Consider the following 17,375-nt stretch of genomic DNA (forward strand, 5'->3'; position numbering starts at 1 on the left):
ATCTTGGCTTCCGTCAAACGCTTCTGTCACAAAGCCCAGCAAACTTTATGTGGCGAACTTTAGATTCGCGTGACTAGCTTGAGGCGTCTCGGCTTCGTCAATCCTCGAACGCGCCATGAGCCGTCGCAAAATCCTCACCTCTCCACCGGCACCCCCGCCCCGCGGTGATACCGGCTGGAAAAGAACACCAGCGGCGTTGTATCGCCATAGTCGCCAGTGGGTTGACGTTCAGCATCATGTAACATATAAAGTTACATGAAACGAGACAGCCGACTGTCTGGCGTGCTCCACGTCCTGCTGCACATGGCGCAGCGGCCGGGCCCCTTTACGTCCGAGACCCTAGCGAAGGCCATGGAGACGAACCCCGTGGTGATCCGGCGCATCATGGCGGGCTTGCGGGATCTCGATTACGTCCGCTCCGAGAAGGGGCACGGCGGCGGCTGGACGCTGGCCTGCGATCTCTCGAAGGTGACGCTGCGCGACATTTACGCCGCGTTGGGCAGTCCACCGCTACTGGCCATGGGCAACCGGACGGAGGCGCCGGGCTGTCTGGTTGAGCGGGCCGTCAACGCCGCGCTTGATCAGGCCTTTCACGACGCAGAGGTGCTGCTGCTGTCGCGCCTCGGTAAGGTCACGCTGGCGATGCTGGGCGACGATCTGCGCAAGCGCCTCGGGACCCGAAAGACCGGCGACATCGTCGCGCATCACGTGTGATCGGCTCCATTCAGCAATGGCGATATCATGACCAGCATTCACAACGCGTTCTCCGATCCGCAAGCGGTGGCGAGCTACACAGATGGGCCGCCCCGCTTCGTTCCCGGCTACAATGCCATGCTGGCCATGGCTGCGATTCTTCTCGCCGAACGCGTTCCCGACAATGCGCGGGTGCTCGTGCTCGGTGCAGGCGGCGGCCTGGAGTTGAAGGCGTTTGCGCATGCGCATGCAGGATGGAGCTTCGATGGCGTGGATCCTTCGGCGGCAATGCTCAGCCTCGCAAGGCAAACGCTGGGATCGCTCGCGGCCCGAGCGCGTCTTCATCAAGGCTATATCGACGATGCCCCGGAGGGGCCATTCGATGGCGCCACTTGCCTGTTGACGCTGCACTTCGTTGACGTCGAGGAGCGGCGCCGCATCGCGTCGGAAGTCCGCCGCCGCCTCAAGCCGCGCGCGCCGTTCGTGGTGGCCCATTTGAGCGCTCCCGACGGCGAACAGGAACGCCCGCTGTGGCTATCGCGGTACTCCGCGTTCCTGGCGGCATCGGGTGTCGAGCCCGACAAGGCGGCAGCCGCGCGTGAGGCCGTCACCAAACATCTGGAAATTCTCGCGCCCGCCCAGGATGAGGCCATTTTGCGCGAGACAGGCTTCTCCGACCCAACCCTGTTCTACACCGGGCTCGCCTTCCGCGGCTGGGTGGCCTACGCTTGAGGCGTCTCGGCTTCGCCATCACTCGAACGCGTCATGCGCCGTCGCAAAACCCTCACCTCTCCACCGGCACCCCCGCCCCGCGGTGATACCGGCTGGAAAAAAACACCAGCGGTGTGGTGTCGCGATAGTCGCAGGTCGAGACTTCGGCGATGATTAGCGTGTGATCGCTGACGTTGACGTGCCGGGTGACCTCGCAGGCGAAGTAGGCGAGGCATCCCTGAAGCCGCGGCAGGCCGTCGACGGTCTCGTAATCCGGAGTGGCGCCGGTGTTGGGCTGGCTCGCGAAATGCCGCGAAAGCTCCCGGCCATGGTCCGGCAGGACGTTGACGCAATAGCGTCCTGTCGCCGAGATCGCGCGGTGCACCCGTCCCGGCATCACCGAGACCAGCACGGTCGGCGGCGACAGGCTGACGGTGACAAAGCTGTTTGCAGTCATGCCGCAGACACGGCCGTGCTCGTCCAGCGCGGTCAGCACCGTGACCCCGGTCGCAAACCGCGACGCGGCTTCGCGAAACGACGCTGGACTGGCGCGCTGCATGTCAGTCGCCGCTCGCATCGGACCTCACGCAATGGCCCTGACGGGTCGTGACGGCACCGACATGCGTTCGATCCAGGCCTGGATGCGCTGCGGCGTGGAGATGCGGTCCCACTGCCGGTCCGGATAATTGAAATTCTCGGTGAACTCGTTCGCCAGCGCCGGGTTCTGGCTCATCGCGCCGATCAGCATGCCCAGCGCTTCCGTGGGCGGCTGCAGCATCACATTGGTCCAGCGCGAGGCCGCCAGCACACGATCCTGCCGTTTCAAATCGATCTTCTCGCACAGCCGCGCATCGAGCACATCGGCATTGACGATCTCCTCGCCGAGCACGAAGGCCGCATAGGAGGCGACATTGGCGCCCTGGCCCATCATGGGATCGACGATCGCGTGAACGTCGCCGAGCGCGATCGCGCATTTGCCGTCGTCGAATTCGACCACCGTATTGCGCACCGTCGGGACCACACCGCCTTGCAGCAGGTCCTGCGGCTGGGCGAGATCGAAGCGTGCCGTGTCGATCCGATCGTAGGTCGTGGGATGATGCTTCTCGAGCTTGCCCAGCAGCACCTTCAGAAAGTGCTTCGGGTTGTCGTCGTAGCTGAGTGTCGCCAATTCCTCCATGTCGCCGCCCGGCACGTTCTCCATCAGCAGCGCGTTGGCGATGCCGCCGAAGGTGATGGTCGGGATCACGATCATCTCGCCATGCCCGGGGGAGACCGAGAGCGTGACATTCATCGGATCGGGCTGCCGCACGCCGGTGTAGAGCCCGACGCAGAGTCTGCGTTGCGGCTGCGAATAGGGCGTGTGCTCCGGACGGTAGGTGAAGAGCTGGCCCAGCGGCCCCTTGCCGGTCGAGACGACCAACAGGTCGAAACGCGCGAGCAGCGGACGGATGTCGCGCTCTTCGATGCGGCGATATTCGATCCGGCCGCCGCGGCTGGTGAAATCCTGCATCAGCGCGGGAAGATAGATCCGGTAGTCGACGGCACGGCTCGGCTTCGAGAAGTCGCCGCGAAAGCGCAGCGGCTGCGGGAAATTGAAGACGTGGTCGTGGTAATAATAGTGGTCCTTCGGATCGGTCCAGTGATTGACGCCGAGATCATCCTCGCGTGCGATCGTGACGTGATGATGCGCGACGGTGTTGAGCAGCCGGATATCCCGATAGTCCTCCGGCGGCCGATCCGTGATGATCGTGGCATCCACGCCATGCTTCTGCAAATAGAGCGCGAGATGCAGACCTGCGATTCCTGCGCCGACGATTCCGATCTTGCGTGTCACGTCCTGGCCTCCCCGATGTTCTGATTTGCTTGTTTTGACGCAGCCTAGCGAGGCACCGGCTTGCCCACTACGGAATAGGTGGCATATAATTTATTCCGGATAGGAATAGATCATGGACCGGATCGATTGCCTGCGCGCGTTCGTGCGCACCCTCGAAAGCGGCAGCTTCTCGGCCGCGGCCAAGGAGCTCGGGATCGGCCAGCCGGCCATCAGCAAGCGCATCGGGATGCTGGAGAGCGAGTTCGGCACGCAGCTGTTCTTGCGCACGACGCGCACGCTGAAGCCGACAGCCGAGGCGCACCGGATCTACGATCTCGCGCGCCAGATCCTCGACGGTTTCGACATGGCGCGATCGAGCGTCGAAAAGGCGGCGCCGCGCCCCACCGGCACACTCCGCATCGGCGTGCCGTCGTCGTTCGGCCGGCGCTACATGATGCCGGTCATTGCCGAGTATGTGCGCAATTATCCGGAGGTTCGGGACGACATCCGGTTCAGCGAGCGGCTTGTCAATCTGGTGCAAGAAGGCATCGAGCTTGCGCTGAGGATCGGAGATCTGGAGGCGAGCACGCTGGTCGCGCGCCGGCTCGGCACTGTGCAGCGCTATCTGGTCGCGACACCCGGCTATCTGCACGGTCGCCCGATGCCGCGGACGCCGGATGACCTCAGCTCACACCAATGCATCGTCTATTCGCGCATGTCACCGGCCCATCAATGGGCCTTCGAATCCGAGCATGGCCGCCACGTCGCATCCATCAACGGACCCATTCATGTCGACGATGCCGATGCGATGCAGGAGGCGACGATGCATCATCTCGGCATCGCCATCCTGCCCGACTGGAATGCCGCGGACGGGCTTCGCAGCGGCGCGCTCGAGCATCTGCTTCCGGACTACGCCATCGCCGCGCTGCCCCTGCATGCCGTCTATCCGGAGACGCACTGGATGTCGCTACGTGCGCGAAGCTTTCTGGATCTCCTGGTCGAGCGCGCCGAGCACTTCGCCGGTTCCCTGCCGAAGCAGGCGGTTGACGCCCTCCCGATCATCGTTAAAGGACGCCCATGAAAAAGATCGGATTCCTCTCGTTCGGGCACTGGACGCCCTCGCCGCAATCACAGACCCGCTCGGCCGCGGACACGCTGCTGCAATCGATCGAGCTTGCGGTCGCAGCCGAACAGCTGGGGTTGGACGGCGCCTATTTCCGCGTGCATCATTTCGCGCGGCAGCTCGCCTCGCCCTTTCCGCTGCTGGCCGTCGTCGGCGCCAAGACCAGCAAGATCGAGATCGGCACGGCGGTGATCGACATGCGCTACGAGAACCCGCTCTACATGGCGGAGGACGCCGGCAGCGCCGATCTCATCGCCGGCGGCCGGCTGCAGCTCGGCATCAGCCGTGGCTCGCCCGAGCAGGTGATCGACGGCTGGCGCTATTTTGGCTACCAGCCGGCCGAGGGCGCGAGCGACGCCGACATGGGCCGGCGTCACGCCGAGGTCTTTCTCGACATCCTGCGTGGCGAGGGTTTTGCAAAACCCAATCCGCAGCCGATGTTTCCGAACCCGCCGGGGCTGCTGCGGCTCGAGCCGCATTCCGAAGGCCTGCGCGAACGGATCTGGTGGGGCGCCGGCTCGAACGCGACTGCGGTGTGGGCCGCCGAGCACGGCATGAATCTGCAGAGCTCGACGCTGAAGAACGACGAGACCGGCGAAGCTTTTCACGTGCAGCAGGCCGCGCAAATCCGCGCCTATCGTGCCGCGTGGAAGGAAAGTGGCCACACCCGCGAGCCCCGCGTGTCCGTCAGCCGCAGCATCTTCGCGCTGATCGACGATCGCGACCGCGCCTATTTCGGCGGCGAGCGCGGCGGCGAAGACCAGATCGGCTTCATCGATCCGCGCACGCGCGCGATCTTCGGACGGAGCTACGCCGCCGAGCCGGACGCGCTGGTCGAGCAGCTGCGGCAGGACGAGGCGATCGCGGAGGCCGACACCTTGCTGCTGACCATCCCCAACCAGCTCGGCGTCGACTATTGCGCCCATGCGATCGAAGCGATTTTGACGCACGTCGCGCCGGCGCTGGGCTGGCGGTGAGAGGCTTTCACGGCGAGCGGACCTCCAAGCAAAAGTTGTGCTCCTCCTTAAGTTGCCATCTCGCGCGACAGCAGACCTCTGCTGGATGCCGCGATGCGACATTCGGTCCGTCCGCACCAACCTGGTTCGCCGATCGCGCGAATGGCGGCACGTTGACGGGATTGGCGCAAATGATACGATTCCGAGGCGTCGGGTAGCCGGTCGACGAGGCGCCGAATGAAGGCGCGAGGGCCCGCCGCATCTTGTCAAGCCTATCACTTGCGTCTCGCCTTATGCGTCTTGCACACGCGAGGCGGAAACAGTCATCGATATGGTCGCCGCATTCGCGGGGCTTAAGGGGGGATGCAGCGGAGTACCGGGCGAGCCCGCTTCGGCTCAGACCCCGGCTCGTCCGCGGCACGGGCTGCCGACATGAACCTTTCGTCGTTTATGGGTCCTGGCTGGGCTCCCGGTCCGCAGGTTCTCTGCGACGAGGAAGGAATTCTCCTGTGCCGAACGTCCCGCGAACCCATCGACGGAGAGCAACGCGTTGTGCTGGCCGTCGTCCCGGCGGCGGAACATTCAACGCCGCAATGCCTTGATCGCCTCGCGCACGAATTTGCGCTGAAGGATGAACTGGACAGTTCCTGGGCTGCCAAGCCGCTGGAGCTTGTGCAGGATCGCAGCCGCAGCATCCTTGTCCTCGAAGATCCCGGTGGCGAGCCGCTGAGCTGGATGATCGGCACCCCCATGGAGACGGGGAGCTTCCTGCGCATCGCCATCCAGATCGCCGCCACCCTGAGCAAGGTCCATCAGCGTGGCCTGGTGCACAAGGATATCAAGCCGGCAAATATCCTGGTGAGCCAGAGCAACGACAACGTGCATCTCACCGGCTTCGGCTTCGCCTCGCGCCGTCCGCGCGAACGGCAGTCCCTGGCCCCGCCGGAGTCGATCGCCGGCACGTTCGCCTACATGTCGCCCGAGCAGACCGGCCGGATGAACCGCTCGATCGATTCCCGGAGCGACCTGTATTCACTCGGTGTCACACTCTATCAGATGGTCACCGGCTCGCTTCCATTCGCCGCGTCCGACCCGATGGAGTGGGTGCACTGCCACGTCGCAAGAGAGCCGGAGCCGCCGGGCAAGCGATGCGGCGACGTGCCCCCGGCGGTTTCCGATATCGTCATGAAGCTGCTCTCCAAGATGGCCGAGGAGCGCTACCAGACCGCAGCCGGCGCCCAGAGGGATCTACAGCACTGCCTTGCGCAGTGGGAGCTTCGGCATCGTATCGACAACTTCGCCCTGGGCGAGCACGACACGCCCGACCGGCTGCTCGTTCCCGAGAAATTATACGGACGAACGCAAGAGCTCGAGCTGCTGCTCGCCTCCTTTGCGCGCATCATCGAGAACGGTGCCCCCGAGTTGGCGCTGGTGTCGGGATATTCGGGGATCGGCAAATCGTCTGTCGTGAACGAGCTCCACAAGGTGCTGGTGCCTTCGGGTGGATTGTTTGCATCGGGCAAGTTTGACCAGCACAAGCGCGACGTGCCCTACGCAACGTTGGCCAAGGCATTCCAGAGCCTCATTCGGCCCCTTCTCGGCAAGAGCGAGACCGAGCTGAGCCAATGGCGCCATGATCTCCTCAGCGCGATCGGTCCGAACGGGCAGCTCGTTGTCGACTTGATCCCGGAGCTGAAGGCCATCGTCGGCGAACAGCCGCCCGTCCCCGAGCTACCGCTCCAGCAGGCGCAAAGCCGCTTTCACCGCGTGTTCGAGCAATTCATCGGGCTGTTTGCCCGGCCCGAACATCCGCTGGTGCTGTTTCTCGACGACCTGCAATGGGTCGATATGGCGACGTTCGAGCTGCTCGAGGATCTCTTGTCCCAGCCGAGCCTGAAGCACCTGATGCTGATCGGTGCTTATCGGGACAACGAAGTTGGCGCCACTCACCCGGTGATGCGCATGCGCGAGGCCGTCAAGGCACGGGGTGGACGGATCGTCGAGATCACGCTCGCGCCGCTCGGCCGCAGGCATCTCCGCCAGTTGCTTGCAGACGCGCTTCGTTGCGAACAGACGCATGCGGCGCCGCTGGCGCAGCTGGTCCATGAGAAAACCGGCGGCAATCCGCTGTTTGCCATCCAGTTCATGTTTTCGCTTGTCGACGAAGGGCTGCTCGCGTTCGACCATGACGCGACGCAGTGGCGCTGGGATCTCGATCGCATCCACGCCAAGCGATACACGGACAATGTCGTCGATCTCATGCTCGGCAAGCTCACCCGGCTCCCCGTCGCAACGCGCGCAGCCCTAAGCCAGATGGCCTGCCTCGGAAACACGGCCGAAATCGCTGTGATTTCGATCGTCCTCGGCGCGTCCGATGACCGGGTCCATGCGGACCTGTGGCCCGCCGTCCGTCAGGAATTCGTCGAGCCCCACGCCGGCGGCTATCGATTCGTCCATGACCGATTCCAGGAGGCGGCTTACGCGCTGATCGCGGAGGGAGAACGGGCCGCGGCTCATTTGCGTATCGGCAGACTGTTCGTGGCGCGGACCCCGCCAGAGGCAGTCGAGGAAAACGTCTTCGAGATCGTGAGCCAGCTCAACCGCGGGGCGGCCCTGATCACGGAGCCTGAGGAGCGCGTGAGGGCGGCGGAGCTGAACCTGCTGGCCGGCCGGCGCGCCAAGGCAGCGACCGACTTTGCCAGTGCGCTCGTCCACTTCAGCTCTGGAGAAGAGATGCTGGCGGAGGACCGATGGGAGCAGCACCACGCCCTCAGCTTCGCCCTGGCGCTCCAGCGGGCGGAATGCGAATTCGTCGCGGGCGAGCCGACAATTGCGAAAGTGCGGCTTGCCTGGCTCGCGAACCATGCCGCCACTCTGCCCGAGCTCGCCGCCGTCACCCGGCTGCGCATGGAGCCAAGCGATCGCGACGTCGAGGTTGGGCTCGGCTATTTGCGTCGCGTCGGCATCGTATGGTCGGCGCATCCCACATCGGAGGAAGTCGGCCAGGAATACGAGCGGATGTGGCGACAGATCGGCGAGCGTCCGGTCGAGGCCCTGCTCGACCTGCCCGAGATGACCGACCCGATCGCGCGCGGAACGATGGACGTTCTCACGGTCCTTGTCTCACCGGCCTGGTACATCGACGAGAGACTGCGCCGCCTGATCATCGGGCGCATGGCCAATCTGAGCATGGAATACGGCAATTCCGATGCCTCCTGCCTCGCCTATGTCGTGCTTGGCAACGTGCTTGGCCCCGACTTCGGCGACTACGCCTCCGGGTACCGCTTCGCCCGGCTTGGCCTGGATCTGGTGGAACGACAGGGACTGGACCGGTTCAAGGCCCGCGTCTATCTCGGCTTCGGCAGCTGGACGCGGCACGTGAGGACCGGCCGCCCGTGGCTCCGGCGGGCGTTCGACGCAGCCCAGCAGGCCGGCGACATCAACTACGCGAGCTTTACCCGTCATCATTTGCTGACGCACCTTCTCGCCTGCGGCGATCCACTCGCCGAGGTGCAGCGCGAGGCAGAGGCCGGGCTGGATTTCGCGCACCATGCGCGCGTCGAGCTCGCCGCCGACCGTATCGCCGGGCAGCTACAGCTGGTCCGGACGCTGCGCGGACTCACCATCCAGTTCGGCTGTTTCGATGATGCCGAGTTCAGCGAGGCGGAGTTTGAACATCGTCTCGAGGCCGATCCGCGGCTTGAACAAGCCGGATTCTGGTATTGGGTCCGCAAGCTTCAGGCACGCGTCCTCGCCGACGACCGCGGCGCAATCGCGGCCGCAGCCAAGGCCGACCAGCTGCTGTGGACCTCGAAGGCGCTGTTCGATCGCGTGGAGTTTCACTTCTATGCAGCCCTGGCGCTCGCCGCATCGGGCGAGATGCCAGATGCAAGGGGAGCAGGGGGCCAGGTTCATACCCTGACCGATCACTATCGCCAGCTTCGGCATTGGGCGGATATCTCTCCTGAAGACTTTGCCGACCGTGCTGATCTCATTGCCGCGGAGATCGCGCGGATCGAAGGTCGCGAGCTCGATGCGATGCGCCTCTATGACCAGGCGATTGCCTCGGCGCGCAGCAACGGATTCCCTCAAAATGAGGCGATCGCCAACGAAATTGCCGGGCGTTTCTATGCCACGCGCGGCTTCGAGAAGATCGCCTATGCCTATTTGCGCGATGCTCAATCCGGATTTCTCCGCTGGGGAGCGGCGGCCAAGGTCACGCAGCTCCAACGTTTCTATCCTCGTCTCCACGTCGCGGACGACAGCGGTTCCGCCGCCAGACCGACCGTCCAGCAAATGGACGTCGCCACGGTCGTGAAGGCGTCTCAGGCGGTATCCAGTGAAATCGAGTTGCCAAAGCTCATCGAGACATTGATGAAGATCGCGCTGCAGAACGCAGGCGCCGATCGCGGCCTGCTGATCCTGTCGCGACACGATGACTTCTGGATCGAGGCGGAGGGCCATTCGAGGGGCGGCGAGTTTGCCGTCGCTATGCGGCACAGCCCACTGTCCACGCCGCACTGTCCAGAGACATTGGTGCGTTACGTCATTCGTTCGCAAAAACCCCTTATCATCGACGATGCGACCCGGCCTGACCCGCTTTACAGCGGGGACTACCTGCATCACCGGAATCCCAAATCGATCCTCTGCCTGCCGCTGATCAAGCAGGCCAAGCTGACGGGATTGCTTTATCTCGAGAACAGCCTGACCACGCATGCGTTCACGCCAAACCGTGTCGCAGTGCTGGACCTGTTGGCAGCTCAGGCCGCGATTTCGCTCGAGAACACGCTGCTCTACCGTGATCTCCAGGAACGCGAGGCTCGCATCCGTCGGCTCGTCGACTCCAACATCATCGGAATATTGTTCTGGAGCAGCGGCGGCGACATCAGCTACGCCAATGACGCCTTCCTGGGCATGACCGGATACTCCAGGCAGGAGCTGATTTCGGGAGCGATCCGCTGGAGGGACATGACTCCCGCCGAATACCGTGACGAGGACACGCAGAGAATCGAACATCTCCGGCTCTCGGGGCAGACTGCACCTCGCGAGAAAGAGTTCGTCAGGAAGGACGGCAGCCGCGTTCCTGTCCTGATCGGCTCGGCCTCGATCACTGGGTCACCCGACCAATGCATCTCGTTCGTGCTCGATCTCACCGCGCGCAAGCAGGCCGAAGAGAAGTACCGCCTGCTGATGGAGCAGGCGCGCGACGCGATTCTGGTGCTCGATCAGAACGGGCTGGTCATCGAGGCAAACCGCACGGCCGAAATCATGCTCGGCCGGCCGCGAGACCAGATCATCCGGATCCCGTTCCGATCCGTCCTGGATCCCGCGGGGCTGATCGACTTCGACGGCCTGCTCGCGCCCGGTTCAGCCGGCCTGCTTCAACTGCGTCTGGATGGCCCGGACGGGAAAGGCCTCGACGCGGAGCTGTCCGCCGCCCACGTGTCGACCGGGGGCCAAGACCTGATCATCGTCATCGGCCGAGATATCACCCATCGCCTGCGCCTGGAGCAGCAGCTTCGCCAATCGCAAAAGATGGATGCTATCGGCCAGCTCACCGGTGGGGTGGCCCACGATTTCAACAACATCCTGACCGTCATCACGGGGACCATACAGATCCTGATCGATGGTCTTGCCGATCAGCCCGACCTCGTCGCGATCGGCCACATGATCGACAAGGCCGCCATTCGCGGCGCTGATCTCACCCAGCAATTGCTGGCGTTCGCCCGCAAGCAGCCGCTGCAGCCACGCGACGTTGACGTCAGCAGCCTCATTGTCGAGACCGCCAAGCTGCTGCGCCCGACGCTCGGCGAGCATGTCGAGATCGGTTCGACGCTGCAAGCCGACGGCTGGCACGCGTTGATCGATCCAAGTCAGCTTTCGACCGCTTTGATCAACCTGGCGGTGAATGCCCGCGACGCAATGGCGGGCGGAGGCAAGCTCTCCTTCGGGACCGCGAATGTAACCTTCGAAGCGGACAATCCCGGCCCGGACGGAATGCTCGGCGACTTCGTCCTGGTCACCGTCAGCGATACCGGCGGCGGCATTCCGCTGGCTATCCGTGACAAGATATTCGAGCCCTTCTTCACCACCAAGGAGCTTGGCAAGGGCACGGGCCTCGGATTGAGCATGGTCTACGGCTTCACCAAGCAATCCGGCGGTCACATCAGGATCGACAGCGAGGAAGGACTGGGAACCACGGTCAGCCTGTATCTGCCGCGCTCTGCGCGGGCCGCAGCGGGTTCAGAGACTGCGACGAGAACGCAGTTACAGGGTGGCAGCGAGATCATTCTCGTTGTCGAGGACGACGAGCTGGTGCGCAATTACGTCTTGGCGCAGCTCAAGAGCTTTGGCTATCGTACGATTGCCGCGGCCAATGGTCCCGACGCGCTCGTTCTGGTGAACCAGGGCACAGCGTTTGACCTGCTGTTTACCGACGTTGTCATGCCCGGCGGGATGAACGGGCGCGAACTTGCGGAGATCGTCACCCGGCTGCGCCCGAATGTGCCTGTGCTCTACATGTCCGGATATCCGGAAGCCGCCATGATGCATGACGGTCGGCTGGACCCCGACATCACCTTGCTCAGCAAGCCCTATCGGCCGGCAGATTTGGCGCGTTCAATTCGTCAGGTGCTTGATTCCCGGACAATTCGCGACGGCACGAGTTGATGCATCACGGTCAACATTCGTTTGCCGCAGTCGACTGCGAGCGCTAGTTCGCCGCCAGATGGATCACATTCCAGGAGGCCGGCGTGAGCGTGGCCTGCAAACGTCCGCCTTCGAAGGTGGCGTTCTGCAACGGGCCTGGCTTGACCCTGTCCGGCGCATCCTTGCCATTCGTTGCGTTGAGATCATCGTGCCGCAGCTCAAGCCGCTCGCTCACCATGAGCCGGCCGAAACTTCTGGCCTCGACACTCACCTCCATCTCCTGCTTCAGATCCCGGTTGAGCAGAAACAGCGACAGGCCGCCGTCTTCTGTCGCCACCGCCGCCATCTTGAGATAGCTCACGTTTGGTACTGGAAAGGTCTGCTCCTGGGTACCGCGGGGATCGTAGTAGGACGTGTCGTAGCTCTCCGACTCCACCTGCGCACGCAAGACGCTGCCGCGGCCGAAGCGGCTCATGTGAGCGAAAGGAAAAAAGATGGTCTGTCGCCACGCACCTCCACCCGTCTCGGTCATGATGGGCGCGATTGCGTTGACGAGTTGCGCAAGACAGGCAACCTTGACCCGATTGGCATGATTGAGCAGTGAAATGCAGGCGCCGCCGAACGCGAGCGCATCTTCCATCGTATAGATTTCCTCGAGGATCGGCGGTGCCACCGGCCAGCCCTCCTTCACCCTGTCGCCACGGCTGCGCCGGGTCCGATACCAGACGTTCCATTCATCGAAGCTCAACATCAGGCGCTTGTCGGAACGCCGTTTGGCCGCAACCGCATCGGCTAGCGCCACGACCTCGTCGATGAATCTGTCCATCAGGTCGGCGCTCGCCAGAAACGATGCCGTGTCCCGTCGGTAGTTGTTGAGATAGGTATGCAGCGAAATGTAATCGACATGATCGAAGCTGAGATCGAGCACCGTGTCTTCCCACCGGCCATAGCTCGGCATGGTGCGCCCTGACGAACCGCACGCCGCAAGCTCGATCCTCGAATCCACCCAGCGCATCATCTTTGCGGCTTCGGCCGCCACGGCACCGTAAGCGGCGGCGCTCTTGTTTTCCATCTGCCAGGAGCCATCCATCTCATTGCCGAGGCACCACAGCTTGATGTCGTGGGGCTTGTCCCAGCCATGCGTGCGGCGAAGCTCCGACCAGGCCGTTCCGCCCGGGTGGTTGCAGTATTCGACCAGGTTGCGCGCCGCATCGGCGTCGCGGGTGCCGAGGTTGACCGCCATCATCGGCTCGACGGCGGCGGCCCTGCACCAGTCGATGAATTCATTGGTGCCGAAACTGTTCGGTTCAGTGGAGAGCCATGCGAGGTCCAGGCGCGTCGGCCTCGCTGCCGACGGGCCGACGCCGTCCTCCCAATTATATCCCGACACGAAATTGCCGCCGGGATATCGGATCAGCGTCGGGCCAAGCTCTTTCACCAACGCCAGTACGTCGGTTCGAAAACCCTTCTCGTCCGCGGTCGGATGGCCGGGCTCATAGATGCCGCCATAGACGCATCGGCCCAAATGTTCGACGAACGCACCGAACAGACGAGGATCGGTGCGACCGATGGCAAAGTCGCGGTCGATCAGAACTCTGGCTTTCCTCATGTTCTTCTCTCGGGTGCCGCGGGGCTGATGGAATCGTAGATGCCGGGAGATGCGCCACGGGCAGCATCGGCGACGTCAGGTATTAGCACGGCGTCGCGCAATTGGCGGGTATAGGAATGCCGCGGCGCGTTCAACACAGTCCTCGCGTCGCCGCTTTCGACGATGCGGCCCTCCTGCATGATCACGATCCGGTCGCTGACATAATAGGCCGTGGCGAGATCATGGGTGACATAGATGATCGAGATGCCAAGGTCGTCCCGCAACGTCCTGAACAGATTGACGATGGACACGCGCAGCGACGCATCGATCATGGATACCGGCTCATCCGCCACGAGCAGCTTGGGTTCGGCCAGCAGTGCGCGCGCGATGGCAACCCTTTGCAGCTGGCCGCCGGACAGCTCGTGCGGGTATCGATGGCGCACCTGCTCGAGCGACAGCCCGACCTTGTGCAACGCCGCATCGACGGCGGCCTCAATTGTGCCCTGCCCCGCCGCGCCGGAAAACCGGCTACGCGTCACAAACAGATAACGGTCGAGCCGCTTCAGCGGGTTAAAGGAGTCAAACGGATTCTGGAAAATCGGCTGCACCTTGTGCATGAAGGCCAGGCGAGCGGCGCTGCCGGTGATGGCAGCGAGGTCGATGCCATCGAGCAACAACTTTCCGCTGGTCGGGGCTTCGATGTTCAAGATCATCCGCGCCAGCGTCGTCTTCCCGCCGCCGGATCCGCCGATGACCGACAGTATCTCCGGACGTCCGGCGACAAGCTGGAAGCTGACCTGGTTTACAGCAGCAACAGTCTGCCGCGACAACAGCCCTCCCCGGACGAAGGTCTTGCTGACCTCGCAGACGTCAAGGAGCAAATCGTTCATGCCTGAATGCCTCGCTCGACCGCAAAGCACGCGACCCGATGTCCGTTGTCGGCCTCCAGCATGGCCGGGACCTCGCGCCTGCAAATTTCGGTTGCGAGTGGGCAGCGGGGATGAAAGCGGCAGCCGGGAGGCGGGTCGGCGAGATTCGGCGGGGAGCCGACAAGCCCCGCCCGAGGCGCGTCGTCGCCGATGCGGGGAAGGCTGGAAATCAGATGTCTGGTGTAAGGGTGCAGTGGATTGCGGAAAATCTCCGCGGTTGCGGCTTCTTCGACGAGACGCCCGGCATACATGATGCCGAGGCGGTCCGTCACATGCGCATGCACGCCCATGTCATGGGTCACGAGCAGGATCGACGAGCCGGTCTCCCGCTGAATGCCGCGCATCATGCCGAGCACTTCTTTCTGCACCAATACATCCAGTGCGGTCGTGGGTTCGTCGGCGATGATGAAATCAGGACGGCAAATCGTAGCGAGCGCAAGCGTGGCGCGTTGACGCATGCCCCCGGACAGCTCGTGCGGAAAGGCCGTCAGCACCGAAGGCTCGAGCCGCACGCGCGCCAGATGAGCGATCACCTGCTGCTCAAACTGCTTCCGGTGACCGCCGATATGCGGATATGCGAAATCGAGGAACGCCGATTCGACACGGCGGACCGGGTTCAGAACACTCATGGATCCTTGCACGATATAGGACAAATGCCGCCAGCGGATCCGAGCCAGCTCAGCCGGCGGCGCGCGGTGCAGTCCGCCAAAGCCGGGGAGAAATGCAAAATCCACCGTGCCGCCCACGATCTCGAGCGGGGGCCTGATCACACCCGCGATGCTCTTGATCAAGGTGGTCTTTCCGGAACTGGATTCCCCGGCAAGCCCAAAGATCTCACCGCGGCGAACAGTGAAGCTCACTCCGTCGACCGCTCTGACGCCGCGCTTGAGGCCGAGATGCGTGGTCCGGTAATGGGCCTGCAGGTCGCGAACCCTGAGGATCGGCTGAACGTCTCCGGGGGCCTCTGCCTGCTGAACATTGGCGTGCATCAGGAGGCATCTCCGATTGTCCAGAGGCGGCTTCGTGGGTCGATGTAGGCGCTCGCCGACACCGCGAGCAGGAACAGCCCGATAAACGCCATCACCACCGTCAGCGTCGGGAAGGCGATCCACCACCAGACTCCCGCCACCATTGCGGCGTGCTGGTTGGCCCAATAGATCATGCCACCGATGGTCGGCGTGTCGATGTCGGTGAAGCCGAGCACGGCGAGCGTGACCTCCAGCCCGATCGACCATACCATGTTGTTCATCGTCGTAGAGAACACGATCGGCAGGACGTAGGGCAGATGCTCCTCGGTCAGGATCTGTCGCGTACTCATCCCGGAGAACAGGCACGTCTGGGTGAATTCGCGCGCCCTCAGGCTCATCACCACCGAACGGATCAGCCGCGCGTCATAGGCCCAGCCGAAACAGGCCATGATCAGAGCCAGCATCAGCCAGGAGATCTGGTCGCGCATCACGAAATAGAACAGCACCAGGATCGGCAACAGTGGAATGACGATCAACGTGTCGTTGACCGACATCAGGGCGCGATCGATCCAGCCACCTTTGTAGCCGCTGATGAGACCGACCGTTAGCGCGATCACCCGGCTGGTCAGGGCCACGGTGCATCCGAACAGCAGCGTGTTTCGGATGGCGAAGCTCAATTGCCAGAACACATCCTGGCCACGCGAGGTGGTGCCGAACCAATAGGTCGCTGACGGCGGCAAGTCGGGCGGGACCACATAGACGATGTCCGGCGGATACGGCGAGACGCTGGCCAGCATGGCGAGCAACAGAACGAGGGCGATCAGCACGGCCCCGATCCGGAATTCAGGGCTGTGGCGCAGCAGGTTGCGGAGAAGAACGGCCATCAGCTGATCTTCACCCTGGGATCGAGCAGCGGATACATGAGATCGATGACGAGCACGCCGACCGACACGCCAAGGATCGAGATCGTCGTAACACCAAGGACAAGCCCGTAATCTCCGGCATAGACGGCGTCGACCAGGAGCGACCCCAAACCGGGATAGCCGAACACTTTTTCGGTGATCACGGCGCCGTTGAAGATTCCACCGAGCGACATGGCAAGCCCCGTTACCTGCGGCACGATGGCGTTACGCATCACGTAGAAGGTCAGGATGCGCCAGGGCTTCACGCCGGCGAGTTCGGCGTACAGCACGAACTCTTCCGCCAGGACATTGGATACAAGTGCGCGCATGCCCAGGAACCAGCTCCCCACACCGATCAGGATCAGCGAGAGCGCCGGCAGAATCGCGTGCTGAAGCACGCTGAGAACGAATTCGAGCGTCCATGTCTGAGGGAGATTCATCGTCGAACCGCCGGTGATCGGAAGCACCGGCCAGACGAAGCCAAACACGATCAGCAGCAGCATCGCCACGAGGTAATATGGGATCGGGTGGAGGCCCATGGCGATCACCCCCATCAGCTTCAGACCTCGGCTCTGCCGGTAGTAGCCCGCAAGTCCGCCGAGCAGATTTCCGAGCCCCCAGGCGACAATGGTCGAAACCGAAAGGAGACCCACGGTCCACGGCAGCGCGCGGCCGATCAGTGTGGCAACGGGTGTCGGAAACGCCGACATCGAGGGACCGAAGTCCGCGCGAAGGATTCGTTTCCAGAACAGAAGGTACTGCTCGGAAGGCGTGCCGCTGAGACCGTAGAGGTCGCGCAGCGAGTTGCGCATCTGCTCGATTGCCTCCGGCGCGGTGTTGCCGTAGGAGCTCACCGCCGAAATCGACTGCTCGACGGGATCGATGGGTGAAGCATGGGTGATGACATACGCAACATTGATGCCGATGAAGACAACCAGCAGAAACTGCCCGAACCGCCGGCCGACATAGGCGGCGTAGCCGCTCATGGAAGCACCGGGGACGCCGGACGACATCGTTCAGGCAAACCCCGGCGATGCGGTCGCG

General features: G+C 63.3%; 12 protein-coding genes. 5 read left to right on the forward strand and 7 right to left on the reverse strand.

The annotated features are described in order from the left end of the window. Window positions 1-255: 255 nt before the first annotated feature. Both AC0L2O_RS31075 and AC0L2O_RS31080 read left to right on the forward strand, forming a co-directional pair. On the forward strand, window positions 256-714 hold the full coding sequence (locus tag AC0L2O_RS31075; RefSeq protein WP_473372446.1) for an Rrf2 family transcriptional regulator: 459 nt from the start codon (window positions 256-258) through the stop codon (window positions 712-714). Window positions 715-741: 27 nt separating this feature from the next. Further along, window positions 742-1,425 (forward strand): class I SAM-dependent methyltransferase, encoded by a 684-nt coding sequence (locus AC0L2O_RS31080; RefSeq protein WP_473372447.1) that lies wholly within the window; start codon window positions 742-744, stop codon window positions 1,423-1,425. 52 nt (window positions 1,426-1,477) lie between these two features. On the opposite strand, the gene styB is transcribed toward AC0L2O_RS31080, so the two are convergent. Together styB and styA are read right to left on the reverse strand one after the other, a co-directional pair. Next, a complete protein-coding gene (styB, locus tag AC0L2O_RS31085; protein ID WP_473372448.1) occupies window positions 1,478-1,981 on the reverse strand; it encodes a styrene monooxygenase NADH-dependent flavin reductase subunit StyB in 504 nt (167 codons plus the stop codon). Window positions 1,982-1,987: 6 nt separating this feature from the next. After that, entirely contained in the window at window positions 1,988-3,238 is a 1,251-nt protein-coding gene (gene styA / locus AC0L2O_RS31090; RefSeq protein WP_473372449.1) for a styrene monooxygenase subunit StyA, read from the reverse strand. Window positions 3,239-3,350: 112 nt separating this feature from the next. Between styA and AC0L2O_RS31095 the strand changes: the two genes are divergently transcribed. The 3 genes from AC0L2O_RS31095 to AC0L2O_RS31105 all read left to right on the forward strand — a co-directional run bounded on the left by AC0L2O_RS31095 (window position 3,351) and on the right by AC0L2O_RS31105 (window position 11,965). After that, entirely contained in the window at window positions 3,351-4,298 is a 948-nt protein-coding gene (locus tag AC0L2O_RS31095) for a LysR family transcriptional regulator (protein WP_473372450.1), read from the forward strand. Further along, complete coding sequence (locus AC0L2O_RS31100) at window positions 4,295-5,317, forward strand: LLM class flavin-dependent oxidoreductase (protein ID WP_473372451.1); 1,023 nt, start codon at window positions 4,295-4,297, stop codon at window positions 5,315-5,317. Before AC0L2O_RS31095 ends, AC0L2O_RS31100 begins: the two co-directional genes overlap by 4 nt. Window positions 5,318-5,848: 531 nt before the next feature. Further along, window positions 5,849-11,965, forward strand: coding sequence for an AAA family ATPase (locus tag AC0L2O_RS31105; protein WP_473372452.1), 6,117 nt, complete (start codon window positions 5,849-5,851; stop codon window positions 11,963-11,965). A 43-nt stretch (window positions 11,966-12,008) separates the two neighbouring features. On the opposite strand, the gene arfA is transcribed toward AC0L2O_RS31105, so the two are convergent. From arfA to AC0L2O_RS31130, 5 genes are read right to left on the reverse strand one after another with little or no spacing between them, the layout of a single operon-like run. Continuing rightward, window positions 12,009-13,553, reverse strand: coding sequence for an arabinosylfuranosidase ArfA (gene arfA / locus AC0L2O_RS31110; protein WP_473372453.1), 1,545 nt, complete (start codon window positions 13,551-13,553; stop codon window positions 12,009-12,011). Then, window positions 13,550-14,362 carry an ABC transporter ATP-binding protein gene (locus AC0L2O_RS31115; protein ID WP_473372454.1) on the reverse strand — a complete coding sequence of 271 codons (813 nt, stop codon included), beginning with the start codon at window positions 14,360-14,362 and terminating at the stop codon, window positions 13,550-13,552. Before AC0L2O_RS31115 ends, arfA begins: the two co-directional genes overlap by 4 nt. Before the next feature lie 56 nt (window positions 14,363-14,418). Beyond that, complete coding sequence (locus AC0L2O_RS31120) at window positions 14,419-15,450, reverse strand: ABC transporter ATP-binding protein (protein ID WP_473372455.1); 1,032 nt, start codon at window positions 15,448-15,450, stop codon at window positions 14,419-14,421. Continuing rightward, entirely contained in the window at window positions 15,450-16,313 is an 864-nt protein-coding gene (locus AC0L2O_RS31125; protein WP_473372456.1) for an ABC transporter permease, read from the reverse strand. Before AC0L2O_RS31125 ends, AC0L2O_RS31120 begins: the two co-directional genes overlap by 1 nt. Beyond that, the gene (locus AC0L2O_RS31130; protein ID WP_473372457.1) at window positions 16,313-17,317 is read right to left on the reverse strand and encodes an ABC transporter permease; all 1,005 of its coding nucleotides are present in this window, start codon (window positions 17,315-17,317) and stop codon (window positions 16,313-16,315) included. Before AC0L2O_RS31130 ends, AC0L2O_RS31125 begins: the two co-directional genes overlap by 1 nt. Between the last annotated feature and the right edge of the window lie 58 nt (window positions 17,318-17,375).

The organism is Bradyrhizobium sp. Kon10 (assembly GCF_055807395.1).

What these genes read in the sequence shown, in the direction of transcription:
- styB (WP_473372448.1), bottom strand. Translation starts at nt 1,981, where the DNA reads ATGCGAGCGGCGACTGACATGCAGCGCGCCAGTCCAGCGTCGTTTCGC.
- AC0L2O_RS31080 (WP_473372447.1), top strand. Translation starts at nt 742, where the DNA reads ATGACCAGCATTCACAACGCGTTCTCCGATCCGCAAGCGGTGGCGAGC.
- AC0L2O_RS31120 (WP_473372455.1), bottom strand. Translation starts at nt 15,450, where the DNA reads ATGCACGCCAATGTTCAGCAGGCAGAGGCCCCCGGAGACGTTCAGCCG.
- AC0L2O_RS31130 (WP_473372457.1), bottom strand. Translation starts at nt 17,317, where the DNA reads ATGAGCGGCTACGCCGCCTATGTCGGCCGGCGGTTCGGGCAGTTTCTG.
- arfA (WP_473372453.1), bottom strand. Translation starts at nt 13,553, where the DNA reads ATGAGGAAAGCCAGAGTTCTGATCGACCGCGACTTTGCCATCGGTCGC.
- AC0L2O_RS31100 (WP_473372451.1), top strand. Translation starts at nt 4,295, where the DNA reads ATGAAAAAGATCGGATTCCTCTCGTTCGGGCACTGGACGCCCTCGCCG.
- AC0L2O_RS31075 (WP_473372446.1), top strand. Translation starts at nt 256, where the DNA reads ATGAAACGAGACAGCCGACTGTCTGGCGTGCTCCACGTCCTGCTGCAC.
- AC0L2O_RS31095 (WP_473372450.1), top strand. Translation starts at nt 3,351, where the DNA reads ATGGACCGGATCGATTGCCTGCGCGCGTTCGTGCGCACCCTCGAAAGC.
- AC0L2O_RS31125 (WP_473372456.1), bottom strand. Translation starts at nt 16,313, where the DNA reads ATGGCCGTTCTTCTCCGCAACCTGCTGCGCCACAGCCCTGAATTCCGG.